Source organism: Sporosarcina contaminans (assembly GCF_042679045.1).
Classification (GTDB): domain Bacteria; phylum Bacillota; class Bacilli; order Bacillales_A; family Planococcaceae; genus Sporosarcina; species Sporosarcina contaminans.
In genome coordinates, this window is sequence record NZ_JBHTLT010000031.1 from 1 (window position 1) to 19,576 (window position 19,576).

At 40.6% G+C, this 19,576-nt stretch carries 18 protein-coding genes, 1 pseudogene and 1 CRISPR repeat array; of the genes and pseudogenes, 17 read left to right on the top strand and 2 right to left on the bottom strand.

Features of this window, described 5'->3' with window-relative positions; all coding sequences use genetic code 11:
• Positions 1 to 35: 35 nt before the first annotated feature.
• Positions 36 to 863 carry a flagellin N-terminal helical domain-containing protein gene (locus ACFQ38_RS06610; RefSeq protein WP_381480128.1) on the bottom strand — a complete coding sequence of 276 codons (828 nt, stop codon included), beginning with the start codon at positions 861 to 863 and terminating at the stop codon, positions 36 to 38.
• A 117-nt stretch (positions 864 to 980) separates the two neighbouring features.
• Between ACFQ38_RS06610 and ACFQ38_RS06615 the strand changes: the two genes are divergently transcribed.
• Positions 981 to 1,400, top strand: a complete 420-nt coding sequence (locus tag ACFQ38_RS06615) for a flagellar protein FliS (protein ID WP_381480129.1) — start codon at positions 981 to 983, stop codon at positions 1,398 to 1,400.
• A 262-nt stretch (positions 1,401 to 1,662) separates the two neighbouring features.
• On the opposite strand, the gene ACFQ38_RS06620 is transcribed toward ACFQ38_RS06615, so the two are convergent.
• The gene (locus ACFQ38_RS06620; RefSeq protein ID WP_381480131.1) at positions 1,663 to 2,439 is read right to left on the bottom strand and encodes an enoyl-CoA hydratase-related protein; all 777 of its coding nucleotides are present in this window, start codon (positions 2,437 to 2,439) and stop codon (positions 1,663 to 1,665) included.
• 136 nt (positions 2,440 to 2,575) lie between these two features.
• On the opposite strand from ACFQ38_RS06620, the gene ACFQ38_RS06625 reads away from it, so the two are divergent.
• The 16 genes and pseudogenes from ACFQ38_RS06625 (at position 2,576) to ACFQ38_RS06700 (ending at position 18,285) form a co-directional block, all read left to right on the top strand.
• Positions 2,576 to 3,808, top strand: a complete 1,233-nt coding sequence (locus ACFQ38_RS06625) for an EAL and HDOD domain-containing protein (RefSeq protein ID WP_381480132.1) — start codon at positions 2,576 to 2,578, stop codon at positions 3,806 to 3,808.
• A gap of 129 nt (positions 3,809 to 3,937) precedes the next feature.
• Positions 3,938 to 4,783: a DegV family protein gene (locus ACFQ38_RS06630; RefSeq protein ID WP_381480133.1), complete on the top strand. Its 846-nt coding sequence runs from the start codon at positions 3,938 to 3,940 to the stop codon at positions 4,781 to 4,783.
• 695 nt (positions 4,784 to 5,478) lie between these two features.
• Positions 5,479 to 6,858 carry a DEAD/DEAH box helicase gene (locus tag ACFQ38_RS06635; protein WP_381480135.1) on the top strand — a complete coding sequence of 460 codons (1,380 nt, stop codon included), beginning with the start codon at positions 5,479 to 5,481 and terminating at the stop codon, positions 6,856 to 6,858.
• Positions 6,855 to 7,475 (top strand): ComF family protein, encoded by a 621-nt coding sequence (locus ACFQ38_RS06640; RefSeq protein WP_381480136.1) that lies wholly within the window; start codon positions 6,855 to 6,857, stop codon positions 7,473 to 7,475. Before ACFQ38_RS06635 ends, ACFQ38_RS06640 begins: the two co-directional genes overlap by 4 nt.
• An 11-nt stretch (positions 7,476 to 7,486) precedes the next feature.
• Positions 7,487 to 7,906, top strand: a complete 420-nt coding sequence (locus tag ACFQ38_RS06645; RefSeq protein WP_336822027.1) for a TIGR03826 family flagellar region protein — start codon at positions 7,487 to 7,489, stop codon at positions 7,904 to 7,906.
• Between the two features lie 364 nt (positions 7,907 to 8,270).
• Positions 8,271 to 8,534, top strand: coding sequence for a flagellar biosynthesis anti-sigma factor FlgM (gene flgM / locus ACFQ38_RS06650; protein ID WP_381480137.1), 264 nt, complete (start codon positions 8,271 to 8,273; stop codon positions 8,532 to 8,534).
• 26 nt (positions 8,535 to 8,560) lie between these two features.
• Positions 8,561 to 9,058: a flagellar protein FlgN gene (locus ACFQ38_RS06655; RefSeq protein WP_381480138.1), complete on the top strand. Its 498-nt coding sequence runs from the start codon at positions 8,561 to 8,563 to the stop codon at positions 9,056 to 9,058.
• 10 nt (positions 9,059 to 9,068) lie between these two features.
• Positions 9,069 to 10,607, top strand: a complete 1,539-nt coding sequence (flgK, locus tag ACFQ38_RS06660) for a flagellar hook-associated protein FlgK (RefSeq protein WP_381480140.1) — start codon at positions 9,069 to 9,071, stop codon at positions 10,605 to 10,607.
• Between the two features lie 18 nt (positions 10,608 to 10,625).
• Positions 10,626 to 11,537 carry a flagellar hook-associated protein FlgL gene (gene flgL, locus ACFQ38_RS06665; protein WP_381480141.1) on the top strand — a complete coding sequence of 304 codons (912 nt, stop codon included), beginning with the start codon at positions 10,626 to 10,628 and terminating at the stop codon, positions 11,535 to 11,537.
• A gap of 59 nt (positions 11,538 to 11,596) precedes the next feature.
• Positions 11,597 to 12,151, top strand: coding sequence for a DUF6470 family protein (locus ACFQ38_RS06670; protein WP_381480142.1), 555 nt, complete (start codon positions 11,597 to 11,599; stop codon positions 12,149 to 12,151).
• Between the two features lie 80 nt (positions 12,152 to 12,231).
• Positions 12,232 to 12,675 carry a flagellar assembly protein FliW gene (fliW, locus tag ACFQ38_RS06675; RefSeq protein WP_381480143.1) on the top strand — a complete coding sequence of 148 codons (444 nt, stop codon included), beginning with the start codon at positions 12,232 to 12,234 and terminating at the stop codon, positions 12,673 to 12,675.
• A 1-nt stretch (position 12,676) separates the two neighbouring features.
• Complete coding sequence (gene csrA, locus ACFQ38_RS06680) at positions 12,677 to 12,898, top strand: carbon storage regulator CsrA (protein ID WP_381480144.1); 222 nt, start codon at positions 12,677 to 12,679, stop codon at positions 12,896 to 12,898.
• 273 nt (positions 12,899 to 13,171) lie between these two features.
• Positions 13,172 to 14,023 (top strand): flagellin Hag, encoded by an 852-nt coding sequence (hag, locus tag ACFQ38_RS06685; RefSeq protein WP_381480145.1) that lies wholly within the window; start codon positions 13,172 to 13,174, stop codon positions 14,021 to 14,023.
• A gap of 267 nt (positions 14,024 to 14,290) precedes the next feature.
• Positions 14,291 to 15,748 (top strand): APC family permease, encoded by a 1,458-nt coding sequence (locus tag ACFQ38_RS06690; protein WP_381480146.1) that lies wholly within the window; start codon positions 14,291 to 14,293, stop codon positions 15,746 to 15,748.
• A 311-nt stretch (positions 15,749 to 16,059) separates the two neighbouring features.
• A pseudogene (locus ACFQ38_RS06695) lies at positions 16,060 to 17,169 on the top strand (YheC/YheD family protein); the annotation flags it as partial.
• 246 nt (positions 17,170 to 17,415) lie between these two features.
• Entirely contained in the window at positions 17,416 to 18,285 is an 870-nt protein-coding gene (locus tag ACFQ38_RS06700) for a YheC/YheD family protein (protein ID WP_381480147.1), read from the top strand.
• Positions 18,286 to 18,802: 517 nt separating this feature from the next.
• Positions 18,803 to 19,448: direct repeats of the CRISPR family, unit length 33 nt; unit sequence GTCACTCCCTGTATTGGGAGTGTGGATTGAAAT.
• The last annotated feature ends 128 nt before the right edge of the window (positions 19,449 to 19,576 follow it).

Here is a 19,576-nt window from a genome sequence, read left to right on the forward strand (position 1 = left end):
GCTTTTTCATTTCAGAGGAGGGTTTTGTCCCAGCCTCACTTCGAAAATAACGACATAACCCCTTGAATATTTTGGTTCACTTGGCTAACCAATAAATGATCGCCCTTCTGCCGAATATCCAAGCTGATAAAATTCATCATTTCTTCCGCCATATCGGTATCTTCCAATAATGACAACGACTTCGTCAAATTCGTCTCAAATACAGACGCATTCGCCAAATGATGCTCGACTGATTCCATGTCGGAACCGATGTTTGTCAAATAGCCTGACACTTTTTTGATTGCATCGTCGACTTTCGTTATGAGCGCCTCAGCTTGGTCACGAAGCACCAATGAAGCGCTATTTCCATCACGATCGCGCAACCCTAAAGCTGTCGCACTTACATCGAATAGATTGATTGTCATTTGCTGTCCAGAATGGGCGCCGACTTGCAGCTTTAAAGATGAATCTTCTCCTAAAATCTTCTTCGTGTTGAACTCTAACTTTTCCGCTGTATCATCTATCGCAGCAAGAATATTGTTCAACTCTTCCTGGCTTGCCAATCGGTCGTTCATCGTCATCGTGTCAGTGGCACTGCTGACAGCTAACTCCCGCGCTCTTTGCAGCAATCCATTGACGTTATTCAGCCCTTCATTCGCCGATTCCAAAACGGACAAGCCATCCAACATATTACTTTGTGCCCGCGAAATGCCGCGAATTTGTGCACGCATTGTCTCTGAGATCGAAAGACCGGAAGCGTTATCGCTGCCTTTTGCAATCTTTAGGCCAGAGCCTAACTTGTGCAAGCTTTTCTCTATCTGGCTGGCATTCCGTTGATAGCGGTTCGTCGAAAACGAGATATGCTCTTGACTTAACACGCGCATAAAATCACCCCAAATCTTCTTTCAACTAGTTGTTCTACATTTATATCGACTGAAAAATATTGAAATGAATCCCTTTTTGCCGATAGAAAAGAAAAAGGCAAAACGGAGTGATTCGGCTTGTATACCGAAAACAACATCATAGATATAGAAAAAGCGATCGAGATTTATCGCGAATCAAACATGTCTACGCTCTCCATGATGGAATATGTCATTTTACTTCTAAATGGCTTGCGAAAAAATGTTCAATTATGCGGAGAAGCAATCATAGCGAACAATGCCGAGCAACGAGATCATTCATTGCAAAAAGCGCAGCAATTCATTTTCGAGCTCATGACAACAATTGACCATGACGCAGAAGACAGCGAAAAGCATTTGCTGCTTTATATCCATTTGAATCAATGCCTCGTCAACGTCAAACTGACAAAAACAGATCGTAAAATCGCGCATGTCGATGAAATCATTCAACAATTAATCGCCTCATGGGAAGTTGCGAAACAAGTGACGAGACGAAGGAATTTCCAAACGGATCAATTATAGCGATATAAAATCCATCGATCGCGTTACTTTTCGTTGCAAAAACGACAACTGCCAATTGAACAACGACAAGTTCAATTGGCGGTATTGAAAATAAGCTTTATATGCCGTATATAATTCTTTTTTTTTGTAAAAAGAGGTGTTTATGCGCCGTTTTAAAGTGCAAGTTATTCGTTGTTGAATATCGTTATGTGCTGAACTGAGTTGCTTATGCGTTATTTATAAAGTTTTCATGATAGGGTTGAGAGAAAAACTCATGAACGTTTTATTTCCCTGTAAACTTTGGCTTCCGCTTCTCGGCAAACGCTGTTAGTGCTTCGATCCGGTCTTCAGTCGGTATTGTTATTTCATACGCTTTCCGCTCAATCGCGAGCCCTGTTTGCAAGTCAGTGTTCATGCCGTGTTTAATAGCAAACTTTGCTTGCTGCAATGCAATAGGGCCGTTCGATAGCAGTGTGTCAGTAAATTGGCCAATCACATCGTCCATTTCAGCAGCAGAAGCAGTTTGCGTCAAAATACCGTATTGCAAAGCTTCTGCCGCATTTAGCTTGCGAGCTGTCAAAATCAATTCAAGAGCTTTCGCTTCGCCAATTAATCTCGGCAATCTTTGTGTGCCGCCAGCCCCTGGGATAATGGCAAGTCCTGTTTCTGTAAGTCCCATGATGGCAGTATCTACCGCAAAACGGAAATCGCAGGATAGCGCTAATTCCATACCGCCGCCGAATGCATAGCCGTTTAATAGAGCAATCGTCGGCTGTGGCAACTGTTCAATTGCTGTAAACACTTCGCCAATTTTATAAATATTCCGTTTCACTTGCTGGTCTGTCAATGTCTTACGTTCTTTTAAGTCAGCCCCCACGCTGAAAGCACGCTCCCCGGATCCTGTGAATAAAACAACACGAATATCAGGATTGATCCGGATGGATTCGACAACCTGTCCTAATTCGGACAACATGTCATAGTTGAACGCGTTCATCGCCTCTGGTCGATTAAGCGTTACACGTGCGATACGCCCCTTTTGCTCGAATTGAATCGTTTTCAAAATGATTCCCCCTGTCTTTCGAAGTTACTACGAACATATCATTTTTTACTCGTATGTGCTATGAAAATAGTACTTTTAAAAAGAATAGTAAAAATAATAAGTGTTTGCTATACTGATTGCAGTAAGGGGTGAGGCGATGGGTTTTCATATATTCGTAGGCAGACAGCCGATTTTGGATCGGAATGGGCAAGTATTCGGCTATGAACTGCTCTATCGAAATAGCGAAAAAAATGTTTTTCCCGACGTAGATCCTGAAAAGGCGACCATTCAATTGCTCGTCAATACGTTTCTGTCAATCGGAATCGACCGGGTCGTTGGAAAATCTTTATCATTTATTAACTTTACCGGCGAGCTTTTAACGAAAGATCTATTTACAAGCTTACATCCGGAATGTGTCGTCATAGAAATATTGGAAGACGTTGAAATAACCCCTTCACTTATTACAAGAATCCGCCAGTTAAAACGAGAAGGGTTTCGATTGGCTTTAGATGACTTTGTTATGCAAGAACAATATGCGATACATACTGAATTGTTTCATTTAATCGATTTCGTAAAAGTGGATTATATGGCAGTTGAAAAGAATGAGCGCCAGAACATAGAGAAATTTATTCAAAGCTACCCGCATATCCGGATGTTAGCTGAAAAAATTGAAACGAAAGAGCAATTCGAAGAAGCAAAGATGAGTGGCTATGATCTGTTTCAAGGGTATTTCTTCTCGAAGCCTGAAATTATTAAAGGGGTCGAAATTCCGTCGAATTTCAATTTACATTTGCAAATTATCGAGAAGTTAAATGAAGAGACGCCAAATATAAATGAAATCGCAAGAATGATTTTGCAAGACATTTCATTAACCTATAAATTGCTAAGATTCATCAACTCCATGCACTTCAGCATTCCGAAAAAAGTTCGCTCCATCAAGCAGGCAATTGTCATTATCGGATTGCGTGGCATGCGGAAATGGATGCGCATCCTAACGCTGCAAGATATTGGTGAGACATCCGGAGAGGGACGTATTAAAGCATTAGTTTCCTTCTCGCTATCGAGAGGAAGAATGTGCGAGCTATTAGCGATACATAAAGGAAAAGACAATACGGATGAGTACTTTTTCGCTGGGATGTTCTCTTTAATGGATGCCATTATGGGAAGAAGCTATGAAGAAATTTTGTCACTTATCCCACTTTCAGAAACAGTGGCAATGACACTCCAAGGCGGCAAGACAGAAATGACGCCTTATCTTGACCTTGCGATCGCGATGGAACGTTTTGATTGGGAAAATGTCCGAAAACACGCGAAAACGATTGGCATTGAGGATCGGAAGTTAAGTGAAATATCTCGTCAGGCGAACCTCTGGGCACAAACTTTGGATTAAGGTGTATGCTGTGTTACATAAAGACGAATAGTTTACTCTATAGCGAAAAGCCTGAATGTAAACATTGATATGCTCAACATTCCAATTTCAATCAATTTCACGTAGAATGTTAAGCAGGAGTTGATACGAATGAAAACGACAATCGTCACTGACAGCACGGCCTATTTGCCTGCTGACAAAATAAAAGAATTGGATATACATGTCGTTCCTCTAACTGTAACTATTGACGGACAAGCATATGAAGAGGAAATTGACATTACATCGGAACAGTTTTACGACAAAGTGCGTGGTGATGGACCACTTCCAAAAACATCCCAACCGCCAGTTGGACGATTTGCACAGCTTTTTGAATCTTTTGTAGGGGAATACGATGCAGCCATTTCAATCCATTTATCAAGTGGTATAAGTGGCACATATGCTGGAGCTACTCAAGCAGGCGAAATGGTAAAGGGGATCGGTGTATACACATTCGATTCGGAGCTTTCTTGCTATATGCAAGGGTTTTACGTCTTGCGTGCTGCAGAAATGGCGAAAGAAGGAGCCTCTCCTGAAACGATTATGGCGGAGCTCAATGAAATGAAAAAAACGATGCGCGCCTACTTTATGGTAGACGACCTGTCCCATTTACAACGTGGCGGTAGACTTTCAGGAGCACAAGCAATCATCGGCGGACTACTACAAGTAAAACCGATTCTGCACTTCGAGAACAAAGTCATTGTACCATTCGAAAAAATCCGTACACGCAAAAAAGCGATGAAACGAATTTCGGATATGCTAACAGAAGATGCAGCCAAAATGCCGTTAGAGGCAGCAATCATCCACGCCAACCAGCCCGAAGAAGCAGAAGCGTGGAAAAACGAATTGTCCGCACAACTGCCAAACGTACAATTTACAATCAGCCACTTCGGCCCAGTAATCGGAACACATTTAGGTGAGGGTTCGATGGGACTTGGATGGGTACAAACAAAAGCGTAGAACGCCGTTTAGCCTCGACAGGCGTTGGAGGGCTTGAACATAAGGCGCTTTTTGCCTTATGCTTCAAGACCGAAACGACCCGAGAGGCTGGCGTTCGGAGCTGGATGATCCCAAAAGCGTAAGGAGGCGTTTAGCTCCGACAGGCGTTGGAAGATAGGAAACTAAGGCGCTCTTTGCCTTAGCTTCCTATCTGAAACGACCCGAGGAGCTGCCGCCCGGAGCTGGATGATCCCAAAAGCGTAAGGAGGCGTTTAGCTCCGACAGGCGTTGGCCGACTAAGAGCGCCGCGTCCTGCGGCAACGTCGGCACTAATACGTCCTGTATGTTGGAAGATAGGAAACTAAGGCGCTCTTTGCCTTAGCTTCCTATCTGAAACGACCCGAGGAGCTGCCCCTCGGAGTCTGGATGATCCCAAAAGCGTAGGGCGACGTTCAGCCTCGACAGGCGCTGGCCGATTAAGAACACCGCGTCCTGCGGCAACGTCGGCACTAATACGTCCTGTATGTCGGAGAGCCTAAACATAAGGCGCTTTTTGCCTTATGAAAAGGAAGGCAGTCTAAAACCATCGCGTTCTGCGACAACGCCTGCATGACTTGCGTTGTGCAGGCCCAAACGACCCGAGCAGCTGCCCCTCGAAGATATAGACGTGGCAAATTGATGATGAAATAAATAACAAACCGAAAGGAGTGTTGCTTATGTCAAAACCATTCGACACCGCATTGAGGGATTTCTTGAGCGGACGTATTTGGTTGCGCATGCACACTCCTTTTGTGCGTGAAATGATCGATGAACATATCGAAGCTGGGCATATCAAAACGATTAAAGGCATCGTTACGAATAAAGGCATGGTGAATCAAACAAGCCACTTTTGCAATAGATGCGAAAATAAAGATCCATCCCGCTTCACGACATTCCATTGTGCTAAATGCGAAGGTCCATGTACATATTGTAGACAATGTTTGAAGATGGGAAGGGTATCTTCTTGCACAGAGTTGATTGTTTGGAACGGCGATCCGATTGAATTTGCGACTGAACATGCAATGTCTTGGCAAGGAAAACTGACTCCTGCCCAACAGCAAGCAGCGGACGATTTAACGATCAGCACGGAAAAACGGAAGCCGCATTTAATTTATGCAGTTTGCGGTTCTGGAAAGACTGAAATGCTGTTCGAGCCAATTCACAAAGCGCTAACGGAAGGAAAACGGATTTGCATAGCAGCTCCCCGCGTAGATGTCATTCTTGAATTAGAGCCCCGGCTTAAGCAAGCATTTCCCCTAACATCGATCGAGGCATTATATGGCGGAGCAGAATTGACAGGTGAAGCAGCGCAGCTCATTTTGGCGACAACTCACCAACTTTACCGTTTCCGCCATGCATTTGATGTTATTTTTGTTGATGAGGCGGATGCATTTCCATACACAGCTGACGAAACGTTGCGCAAAGCTGTCCGAAAAGCGGCCAAACGTAATGCGCCGATCCATTTTGTTACAGCAACCCCTACGGATCAGCTCATTAATGAAATCAGAAGGACAGGTACCGTCACGACAATCAACCGCCGATACCACGGACATCCATTGCCTCTTCCACGATTTATTTCTTTATGGAACTATGAAAAGCAGATTCGCAAAGGGAGACTGCCGAAAAAGTTGAACAATTGGACAATGGAACGTCTTGAAAAACGAGAACCGTTCCTCATTTTCTTCCACAACATCGGTTTAATGGAAATGGCAGAGCCGTTGTTCAAAAAATTAGATGAGCGGATCCGCTCAGTTCATGCCGCGCACCCGGAACGGAAAAAACATGTTCAAGCGCTTCGCAATGAAGAGCTTCCCGGGTTGCTAACGACTACAATTTTGGAACGAGGCATTACAATTCCAAACATCCAAGTGGCAGTTGTAGGAGCTGAACAGAAAATCTTCGATAAAGGAGCACTCATTCAAATTGGCGGGAGAGTTGGCCGAGCTGTCAAATTCCCGGACGGAGAATTTGTACTTTTCCATAACGGAATCACCTATGCAATGGATGAAGCGAAAAGGGAAATCGAAAAATTGAACCGGGGAGGCGTAAGAGTATGAGCGTATGCCTACTTTGTGATCAAACGTTAGAAAGTTCAATTGGGTGGCAAGATTTAATCGGTATTAAAAAAACAATAAATCTTTGCAATGACTGTTCAAAACAGTTTGAACGCGCCGACATAATAGAAGAAGGGGAAACGATTGACAAAATTACTTCTTTATATACATACAACGAAGCGATGCGAGAATTTCTCCATCAATACAAATTTCTGCAGGATATCGCATTGGCACATGTCTTCGCGCATGATTTAAAAAGTGTACTCATTGAAAAAGAAGTAATTATCGTTCCGATCCCGATGCATCCAGCGAAAAAAATTGAACGCACATTTGCGCATGTAGACGAACTGCTTAAAGCAGCGAACATCCCGTTCATTCATTTGCTTGAAAAAGTCAGCACAGAAGTAATGGGAGAAAAGTCAAAAGAAGAGCGGCTCGCCATGAAGCCGTTATTTAAGATCAAACCGGGTATTGAATTAAACAATCAACATTACATACTCATAGACGACATTTATACAACTGGCACGACGTTGAACCAAGCAGCCGCTCTTTTGAAAGAGGCGGGAGCGAAAAAAGTGGAAGCCGTCACACTGATCCGAGCTGAAACAATGAATCAATAGGAGGATACATTATGGCAGAGTTACGAAATTGTCCAACTTGCGGAGAGTTTTTCAACTACACAGGGATTCGCGATGTTTGCGCTAAATGTGCTCGCGATGAAGAAAAAATGTACGAAGAAGTATATCGTTTCCTTAGAAGGCGTGAAAACCGTGCAGCAACAATCGAAAGAATCGTTGAAGCAACCGGCGTAACGGAGGAATTGTTGCACAAATGGGTACGAAAAGGCCGACTGCAACCAGCCCTCTTCCCAAACTTAGGCTACCCATGCGACAACTGCGGCAAGCTCACCCAAAAAGGCAAGCTATGCGACAGTTGCACCGAAGATTTGAAAAAAGACTTGCGTACATTCGAAGCAGCACAAGAATTCCGAGAAGCAGTAGTAGAATCCGATCGAGGCACTTATCTCGCTGAACAGCGTAAAAACCGGTAGTTTAAACTGCCGGTTTTTGCGTTGAATGAATCTTATACAATGGAAAGACTTCGCAACGCAATGTAGAAAGCTCGCATCCCACCGTATTGGGCCTGCATCACGCTGTAGATCATTTTCAACACAAACGTACGGGTCTTGCAACGCAATGTAGATCGTATGCAACACAATGATGAACTGGCCACGCAACGCAAGTAGAAAAATCGCAACACAACATCGCATACATACCTAAACACAATATTCAAACCATCTTCCCACTTCATCCGCCAACCGAACCGATTTCCCAATTCGTACGAAAGACCCTAAACCTTCGTGATTTTAAACCGAAATAAGGTACAAGGGAAAAATTTTTGAAAGGAGCGAGATGATGAAAATTAATAAAATTAATATACCACCGGTCAATCCATACCGTACAAACCAGGTGAAGTCAGAACAGGCGAATAATCAGACGAAGATGCACCGCGACAAATTGGAAATTTCATCGCAAGCAAAACAACTATCAGAAGTTTCCACATTTGCAGCGGAGCGAAAAGAACGCATCCAAGAACTAAAAGCTCAAATCAAATCGGGTGAATATAAAGTAGAGCCAGAGAAATTAGCTGAAAACCTGATCAAGTATTACAAGAAATAATATTATGAATGAAAGCAGGGATCCGCATGTCCATTGAAGCAATCCTGTCTATACTTGACAACTTGGAAAAATTGCATAAGAGCCTGCTTCGCATCGCACATGACAAGACAGCACTCATTAAAAATGGCGATGTCCAAGGAATCGACGCATTACTAAAAGAAGAACAGGCCCATTTGGCTGCTATCGTACAAATGGAAAAAGAACGACAGCAAAAGGTCATCGGCTATATGAAAGGACAAGGAAGTCCCGTACCGATGAACCCGACAGTATCAGAGCTGATCGAAGTGACACCCGAACCGGACAAACAACGTCTTAGGGAGGCGAAGGACCGTCTCCTGCATGCGATTCATGAATTGAAATGGCAAAACGATCTCAACCAAAAATTAACCTATCAATCCCTTCAATTCGTGAATCTGTCGCTGGACATGGTCCGTCCACGTCCGGAATCGGTAAACTACTCAAAGAATGAAATCGAAGGCAAAAAAGAAGTGAAAGACATACCATCTTTCGATTCACAAGCTTAGGAGGAACAACATGCGCTCAACATTTATGGGGCTTGAAACAAATAAACGTGGCCTCTACACACAACAATCCGCACTTTATACTACTGGACATAACATCTCAAACGCCAACACTTTAGGCTACTCCCGCCAGCGAGTCAACATGCAGGCGACACCAGGCTTTCCGGGAGTTGGTCTGAACACGCCAACGATGCCTGGTTTCCTCGGAACTGGTGTAGAGGCTGGTTCGATCCAACGAATTCGCGATTCGTTTATAGATCAGCAATACAGACAGGAAGCGAATAAGTTAGGCTATTGGGGAGCAAGGTCAAATGCCATTTCGCAAATGGAAGATATTTTGACAGAGCCTTCCCAATATGGTCTCCAAAAATCACTTAGCGAGTTTTGGCAATCACTTGAGGACCTTTCCGTCAATCCTGAAAACGGCGGGGCAAGAAAAGTCGTTAATCAGCGCGGAATGGCAGTCGCAGATTCCTTTAAATACATGTACAATTCTTTGACGGAAATTCAAACGAATATCGGTCAAGAAATTGAAATAGGAGCAAAAGACGTTAATTCATTGCTGAAGCAAATTGCAGACTTAAACCGTCAAATTTCGGAAGTAGAACCAAACGGCTACTTGCCGAACGATCTATATGATGCACGAGACATATTGATTGATCAGCTTTCCGAGTTCTTCCCAATAGAAGTTTCATATGAAAAATCAGGCGGGCGTGCATTGGCGATTGCTGAGGGAAGCGCGACGATTAGTTTGAAAATGAAAGATGGATCTAAGGTTAATTTAGTCCAAGGAAATAGTGCGGGGAAAATCGAAACGAATCCTGCTTCTTTGTCAGCGCAGGAAGGCATCGATGGTTTGAGAATCACTAGACCAAACGGAACTTCTTTAGAAGTTAACCATAGTAATTTGCTTGATAATGGAAAAATGAAATCGTTGATGAATTCATTTGGAGTAAGCGGAACAGACGGTCCGGAAGGTTTATATCCTGATATGCTTGAGCAGTTGAATCGGATGGCTCAAGAGTTTGCTAATGCTTTTAATGATATTCATAGAGGTGGAAGAGATTTAAACGGCAACAAAGGCGATGATTTCTTTACTTCTACGGATGGCAGCGAGATTACTGCAGGCAATATTACTGTAAATGAAGCAATTCAAAAAGATCCTTCTCTGATTGCGGCGTCTAACGCTGATCCTGATTCGGATGATCCGATTAAAGAAGAAGGGAACGGCAACAATGCCAAAAGATTAGCCGGAATGCAATTCGATGAGTTAACTGGGTTGGATAATGCGACCGTTCAATCCTACTTCCAAGGTTTAATCGGCCAGTTGGGCGTAGACGGTCAGCAAGCAGCTAAAATGACATACAATACAGCAACGCTTTTAGGAGCTGTCGAGCATCGTCGCGCATCCATCAGTTCAGTATCATTAGATGAGGAAATGACAAATATGATTCAATTCCAGCAAGCGTATAATGCTTCCGCAAGAATGATTACAGTGATTGACGAAACATTAGATAAAATCATTAACGGCATGGGTGTAGTCGGAAGATAAGAAAGGGGAAATCATTAAGTGCGTGTAACACAATCAATGCTTTCAAATAATATGCTTCGAAACTTATCAAATAGTTATTCGAAAATGGGTCGATTGCAAGACCAGCTAACTACTCAAAAAAAGGTTAATCGGCCATCCGATGACCCTGTCGTTGCGATGAAAGGCATGGCTTTCCGAATGCAAGTGGACAAGGTTGAACAATATCAACGCAATCTCGGCGAAGTACACAACTGGCTTGATACGTCTGATGATGCGCTTGACCAAGTCGGAGAAGCATTAAAACGACTTCAAGAATTAGTAGTCGATGCTTCGAACGATACAAAAACGCAAGATGATCGTGAAAAGATATTAGAAGAGATTAAACAATTACGTACGCAAATCCAAGATTTGGCGAATACGAAAGTTGGGGACAAGCACCTATTCTCAGGAACGAATACAGGAACACCGCTTTTTGTCGATGGAGAAATGGTTGATCCGGCTGATTATCCTGGATTGGGTAATGATGTTACGATTGGAGTCTTCGATGGAGTTCAACTTAAAGTGAACACGAACGGAAATGAGCTTTTTTCGAATATCGATGAAATGATGGAGAGTATTATAAACAAAATCGATAAACTAAACGCAGATGGAACACCTGCAGATGATCCGACGGGTGAAGAAATTAGCAGCTTCTTAACGGACATCGACAAACAACAAAACGCAGTGTTAGAAGCCCGCGCAGATATCGGTGCCCGCCAAAATCGTGCAGAAATGATGGAACATCGTCTTGACACTCAAGAGGTCATTTCCAAAAAACAAATGTCCGAAAACGAAGACATTGACATTGAGCAAGTTATAACGGAAATGATTACACAAGAATCAGTCCACCGTGTCGCTCTATCTGTTGGAGCACGAATTATCCAACCGTCATTAGTCGATTTCCTCAGATAAAACATTTATGGAGTTAGGCAACTCGGTGTCTAACTCCATTTAACGATAAGGTGATTCGTATGAATATCCCACAGCTTCAAATTCAAACAACAAAAGGCATTTTAGGCTTGCTAATTGACAAGCCAATTCAGGAGATTGAACAGCCAAAAGCGACGATGAACCAAGAACAGCCAGCAGCCATCCTTGAAATGTCAACAACGAGACCGCAACTGTCCATTGATACATCTGAAGTTCGTGCAGACATCGACTTAAAAGGCCCGCTGCGCCGCGGCGATGAAAATGCACAGTATGGAAGACAAGGCGCAATGGAAGGCATCGCAAGAAGAGCACAAGAAGGTCAGCAAATGATGCAAATTGAAAATGGTGGAAACGCAATAGTGGACATAATCCGCCAGCAAACAACTCCTGCTCCAGCTCCACTGGGCATCCGTTTTGTAGGAGACAGAACGAAAATCCAAATGTCTTTCCAACAAGGAACTTTGGAGATTAACGCAACACCTCAAAGACCGATATTGGACGTGCAAATAAACAAACCAATCCATCATTACACGCCTGGAAAAGTATCTGGTGTGATGGAGCAATATCCTTCTATCCAAATTGATATTAAATGGTAAAAGAACGAGACAACGCTCGTTCTTTTTTGCTAATTTAAATCGTTATCGCTCAACAAGTTAAAATGAAAAGGAGTAAAGTAATGAATATCCAAACAAAATTCCACGGTGATATTGAAATTTCAACTGATCAACTATGGACGTTTCCAAAAGGCATTCCCGGTTTCGAAAATGAACATGAATTTGTATTGCTTCCTATAGAAGGTAATACTACTTTTCAAGTGTTACAATCAACCAACCAATCAGAAGTCGCGTTTGTCGTAACGAATCCATATACCTATGTAGATGATTACTCATTTGAAATCGATGAACCGACAATTGATGCGCTACAAATTGAAAAAGAGGAAGATATCTTCGTTTTAAGTGTCCTTACTTTAAAACAACCGTTTGAAAACTCGACAATCAATTTGCAAGCGCCGCTTATTTTTCAAATGAACAATCGAAAAGCAAAACAAATGATTTTGAATGATAATCGTTTCAATCTCCGCCATCCAATTGGCAATGCGATAGAGAAAGGGGCAAAATAATATGTTAGTCCTCTCTCGGAAAGGCAATGAAACAATTAAGATCGGTAATGATATCGAAATTAAAATAATAGAAGTAAAAGGCGACACAGTACGTCTCGGTATTGAAGCCCCGAAAAATGTCGATATTTTACGAGGAGAATTGGTGAAATCCATTTCCGAAACAAATGCGGAAGCCATTACACTCGACAGGAGTCTATTTTCACAGCTTATTAAAAAAGATTAAAAATCTGGACCAGACACATTTCATTGGATACGATGAATTGTGTCTGTAGCCTACTAAAACATCCAATTATTCTCCACGAAAAAACTTCTCAAGTGCAGCTTTCCAACATATTCTCCATAAAAACAAAAAATCTTTCAAAAAACGCTAAACACATAACCTACTTATCCGATAATAGAATTGTAAGCGGCAGAGAGTTCGGCCGGCTCCTCGCCGTGAGCATAAAAAATGTTCACAAGGACGTGAACTAAACAAACACTCAAGGAGGAAATCACAATGATTATCAATCATAACATTGCGGCACTTAACACACACCGCCAACTTGGAGCAAACAACACAAACGCTTCTAAAAACTTAGAAAAACTTTCATCTGGTCTTAAAATCAACCGTGCAGGAGACGACGCAGCAGGTTTAGCAATCTCCGAAAAAATGCGTGGTCAAATTCGTGGTTTGGATATGGCTTCTAAAAACGCTCAAGACGGTATCTCTTTGATCCAAACAGCTGAAGGTGCATTGAACGAAACTCATGCAATCCTTCAACGTATGCGTGAGCTTGCGGTACAATCCTCGAACGATACTAATAATAACGTTGACCGTAAAGAATTACAAAAGGAAATGAACCAGTTGTTGGAAGAGATTGATAGAATTTCCAATGATACTCAGTTCAATACTAAAGACCTTCTTAAAGGTGACTTTTCTGCTAAATTCCATATTGGAGCAAATGAGGGACAATCTATTGAATTGTCTATTGGTAATATGGGTACTTCAGAAGAAGGCTTGAATATTGCAAGTTTATCTGTAGAAAATGTAGATGAAGAAGGAGCAGAAGGCGGCATCATGACTCAAGAAGGAGCAGACGAGGCTATTACTACAATTAACGATGCAATTGAAAAAGTCTCTGCTGAACGTTCTAAATTAGGTGCAATGCAAAACCGTTTAGAGCACACAATCAACAACCTTGGTACTTCTTCTGAAAACTTGACAGCAGCTGAGTCACGTATCAGAGACGTTGACATGGCAAAAGAAATGATGGAGTTCACAAAGAACAACATTCTTACTCAAGCTGCACAAGCAATGCTTGCGCAAGCTAACCAACAACCACAAGGCGTACTTCAACTTCTTCGCTAATATTGGTTAAAAAACCACGATCCTTTTCCGGATCGTGGTTTTTTAGTTGATCTATAAAGAGTACTAAAAATTTTTTACATAAAACTTCCTGATTATATCACAAGAAATAATGGCGAATAATACTCGAACAACGCCTTTTTATATAAAAGAAAAAAATTTATTACATCTTATTAGAAGTTAACCGATATAAACTACATGTTCTAATTAGTTTTACATAAAAGATATCTAACTTTAAAGTTTACATTTTATTTAAATTAGGAGGATGTTATGGGTGAAAATAGAAAAACTCTCGGAAAAGCGCTGAAACCCCACTGGGTATGGGCTATTGCATTAGGCTCATCAATTGGTTGGGGAGCTTTTGTCCAGCCAGTTACCTGGATGGAAACAGCCGGCCCATTGGGAGTTATGTTAGGTTTTTTAATTGGTGCGTTGCTTATGGTCATTATTGCAGTTAGTTATGGTTTCTTAATAAAAGAATACCCCGTTTCGGGAGGAGAGTTCGCTTATGCCTATATTGGTTTCGGACGAACCCATGCATTCTTCGGTGGTTGGTTTTTGACCCTTGGTTATATATGTATTGTTGCTTTAAATGCTTCTGCTTTTGCGCTTATGTTCAAGTTTATCTCCCCGACTTTAATGAATCAAATCTATTTATATGAAGTAGCGGGATGGAATGTATATATGACCGAGGTATTGGTCGCCACTATTTCTTTGCTTTTGTTCGCATATTTCAATATAAGAGGGGCAGAAACTTCTGGACGCTTACAATTTATTTTTTGTTTAGTAATGATAGGTAGTGTCGTAGTGTTAGCATTATTGATGGGATATTCTCCCCAAGCAAGCATCAGTAATATGAACCCGTTATTTAGCCCGCAACATACAACGTTAGCAGCAGTACTATCAATTGTTGCAATTGCACCTTGGGCTTTTGTTGGTTTTGATAATGTACCACAAGTCGCTGAAGAATTTAATTTCTCTTCACAAAAAGCATTTAGGCTAATCATTTTTGCTCTTCTATCTGCTGCCGCTTTATATATTCTAATGATCTATGTAACAGCGATTGCACAACCATGGCTTCAGCTTGCTGGAGAAGGACATATTTGGGGTACCGGTGAGGCAGTAAAGACTGCCTTGGGTAGCTTTGGAATGATTTTGCTCATAGTGGCATTAAGCATGGGGATATTCACTGGTTTAAACGGATTTATTGTTTCTGCAAGTCGTTTGTTATTTGGAATGTCAAGAGCGAAAGTATTACCAAAAGCTTTTTCAAAATTACATAGCAAATATAATACACCGTATATTAGCATCTTGTTTACAGTTCTCATTGCATTGTCAGCGCCTTGGTTTGGTAGAGCAGCTTTATTATGGGTTGTAGATATGTCTTCGATAGGAGTATCAATTGCATATTTTTATACGTGTTTTACGGCCTATAAATTATTTGGGTGGAGTCATAAAGATACAAAAGCTATTAGTATAGCTCCTATTAAAAAGATAATCGCACTTTTAGGAAGCATATTAAGCCTTTGCTTTATAGCATTGTTGCTAATCCCTGCTTCTCCAGCATTTTTAGGAGTTGAATCGAGAATCTCTTTATTAATCTGGACGATTATTGGTTTGATTTTTTATTTAATAAAACGTAGAGAGTTTAATAAAATACCCGAAGAGGAAATGCGTTTTTTAGTTTTAGGTGAAAAGCATACGAATGAAAACATTGATAAGGGATAAAAGATAAAAACTTAATAATTTAATATTATGACCGATATAAATAGATGGATCGATAGATTGAATCATTAGGAGTGTCGAGTTTGATAAAATTGACAGAGCAACAAATTACGCAGGTTGATAATATAATTAAAACATTGGTGGAGGCTACAGAGCACCTCCTTCTTCTAACGAAGCAAAGAGAATTCTCTAAAGGCTTGTATACGTTTAGTTCCATCATCGAAGGATTTCAAGCAGTCACTGGAATTATCAATCATTTTGAAGATGAAGAATTAATGATAAAAAAGATGCAAATTGAAAAGAACATTATTGAAATGGGAAGCTTTTTCGAGCAAAATAATCTTTTAAAAGTGCATGAGATTATTCAATTTTCTTTTTTACCTGCATTAAATAATGTAAGTAAAATAATAGAGGCTAAACAAAATAAAAAAGATGATAAAAAAATTGTAATTGGGGTATTTCATTCATTTGGAAACCCTAGAGATTTCTATCCAGAACCAAGGGTAAAAGCACTTATTTCCGAAAGTGAAAAGCAACAGACTGAGCTGCTTTTTTTCACCTCAAAAGACGCTGATTTTGAAAAAAAAGAAATAACAGCAGATCGATATGTAAATGGAAAATGGGAGCGAATTCAATCTAAATTTCCTGACGTGATCAATAACGTAGGAGCGGGTAAACGTTCCCACGTAGAACGAAAGTTGAGAAGAATGATCCCTTTTACAAGCTTCCATGTAGGGAATAAAGTTTCTTTGCCAAAAAGAATGTTGGAGAACCGAAAATATGCTGAATTACTCGTGCCGTTTAGAATTTGTATGAGTAAAGAACAGATTCACGACTTTATTGAAAAAAATAACAAGACAGTATTCAAAGCATTGCAAAGTAACCGTGGCGAAAATATTTTCTTTGTTACAAAAAAAGGACAAAGATATTCTGTATTAGAACATAAAAAAGAACAAATTATGCATAAAGAAATGTTTGATGAATGGTTGGAAAAGATTATTTTAGAGGAGAAGGGAAGTTATATTGTTCAACGCTATGTGCATACAAGAACGAAAGCGAATGAGCCATACCACTTCAGAGCTCACGTCCAAAAAGATGGAAACGGATAATGGATACTTACACATATATATCCACGGGTTGGTAGTAAAAAAAGTAATTTGAGTAACGTTGTAAACGAAGGTCGCGTTGATGATTTTCATGAATTTATGATGAGAGAATTTGATGAAAATGGTCAAAAGTATGAGAAGGATATATTAAGGCTATCTATAGAAATTGCTATGCATCTTGATAAGATATATGGCTTCGCATTAGATGAATTGGGTATTGACCTTGCAATTGATGAAAACGGCAAGTACTGGATGCATGAAGCGAATAACGGACCTCAAACGTTTTTTCATGAAGAAAAGCGTGCGGTCAATACAATTGCTTATGCGAAATATATTGCTGAAAATGGAATCTTTTATAGTGATAATGTTAGAAAGTCACAAACTGGAATGTTCCAGTCAAACTTAAGTCGCTTACCACTTCATCAGACAAGTAACAAAAAAGTTATTGGAGTACTTTCCGGAAAAGTAACGGATGACGTTTTTATGAGAAAAATGGCCGAAGAAGCTGAAGAAAATGACTTGTCATTGTATATATTCAAACCAAAGGATATTGACTATGATTATATGCTAATAAAAGGATTAGTATATGAAAATGGTGAGTGGATACAAAAGATTGCAGAATATCCCGATGTTATATTTGATCGCTTAAAACTTCGCGGCGATTCGGATGCTAATTGGATATATGAAGAATTATCCGATATTCCTTTTACGAATGAATGGCCAGTATGCCTTCAATCAAGGTCAAATATCCATGAAGCTTTAAGTAATATTGAGGAGTTAAGTGGAATATTAATTTCATTAAAAGAAGTTGAGAGAACAAGAGACATTTTCAGTGCCCTTGAAATTTCCAAAAAAGTATTTTTGAAAAGAAATGACTGGGATTTAATGGGGCAGATTCATATAAATCAAATTTCCCAAAGTAAGTATATTGTAACTGAAAAAGGAAAAGAGATAGAATATAATGGACTTCAGCTGCTGAATAAGTTGCGGGAAGATCTCAAAGAACATCGTTACATTTTACATGAAGATCCCCGCTCTACTCTAAATGAACAACATTTCACTTTGAACACTGACATAATGTTGGTTGAAGAACAGCAGTGGGAGTTGTTAACTGTTTATGCAAGAGAAGAGAGTGGCAAGATTATAAAAGAAGAGGATTTATCCTCCTACCTCCAATCGATAATAGAAGAAAATAGTGTTGAAAATATATTGACAGAGATGGAGAATCTATCTAATAATGTAGCTTCTTCTCTTCGAATTGCGCTTGGTGACTCTGTTTCTACACTTTCAATGACATTTGCTGTTGACGACAATAACAACTTAAAATTAATAGAAGCGAATCCAAGCGGCTCAAATATAATTCCTGATGTACAAGCATTGTCTGAAGGAATTATTAAAAGGGCAAATTGGCTATTAAAAAATGAAATGAAGTAAACTGGTAAACCGCCGGCATATTAAGAACATGCTGGCGGTTTTTTAGAAATGCCAAAAATTATTCGAATGGTTATCCTATTAACTGTTGTATTGAAAAGAAAATGGAATAAGCTGTGGGCATGTTAAACGTGAACGATATAAATTTGGGGTGGTAGAATGTGCAATTATTTTATGATTAACACCTCCTCAATGTCTATGTTTCATAGTCAATTAAAAAGATCCTTAAAGCCAATACATCTGAATATACCAGCATTCGTCATAATAGGCATCAGTAGCCTCTAAATTTCGATAAATGTTTATATACAGCAAAAAATTATGCAAAGCTCGTATATATAATGGAGATCAAAGTCAATAAAGATTGCGCGAACCCATAGTGCACATGAAAACATAAGGAGGTTCGCGCAAAAAAGCGACTGAAACATCCTAACTTGGTGATTAATTTGTGGGAAATTGACCATGCAGTGATATGGCGACACAATATGTAGATTGTAGTATAATGCAGATACAATACTTTGCGGTCACTCCCTGTATTGGGAGTGTGGATTGAAATTATAACGACTATGCATTAAAGACGAATGACGGCGGTCACTCCCTGTATTGGGAGTGTGGATTGAAATTCTCTTTGAGCGTTCGAGATTGAATTCAAGAAAAGCGTCACTCCCTGTATTGGGAGTGTGGATTGAAATACATTTGCCCAAACTTCCACGCGATTGCGTAGATCGTCACTCCCTGTATTGGGAGTGTGGATTGAAATAAGAAAATCAGGAGAAATCCATCCTGCTTTCGTAGAGTCACTCCCTGTATTGGGAGTGTGGATTGAAATAATATCCGGCTGCGACTGCGGATTCAACGTCCACTCGTCACTCCCTGTATTGGGAGTGTGGATTGAAATAACGCTGGTTGGTGGACTGAACAAGGAGGGCTCGTCACTCCCTGTATTGGGAGTGTGGATTGAAATACGAAAGGCCGCTCGAAACGCGCAACGCAACTCGTGTCACTCCCTGTATTGGGAGTGTGGATTGAAATACATCACCACTCACTCCTTTATTTTTAGGCATAGAGTCACTCCCTGTATTGGGAGTGTGGATTGAAATTGAACGTCCATACCACGCGTAACAAAATCCTGTACGGTCACTCCCTGTATTGGGAGTGTGGATTGAAATGTCGTCTGTCGCAAATGTGTAACTTTGATACTATGTCAAGAAATTGGACACATTAAATTGAGAGTCATAGCTATTTGTATAATCAAGCTAACGCGCTTTGCTTGTTGGCCATGTCATAAGCGAACAGA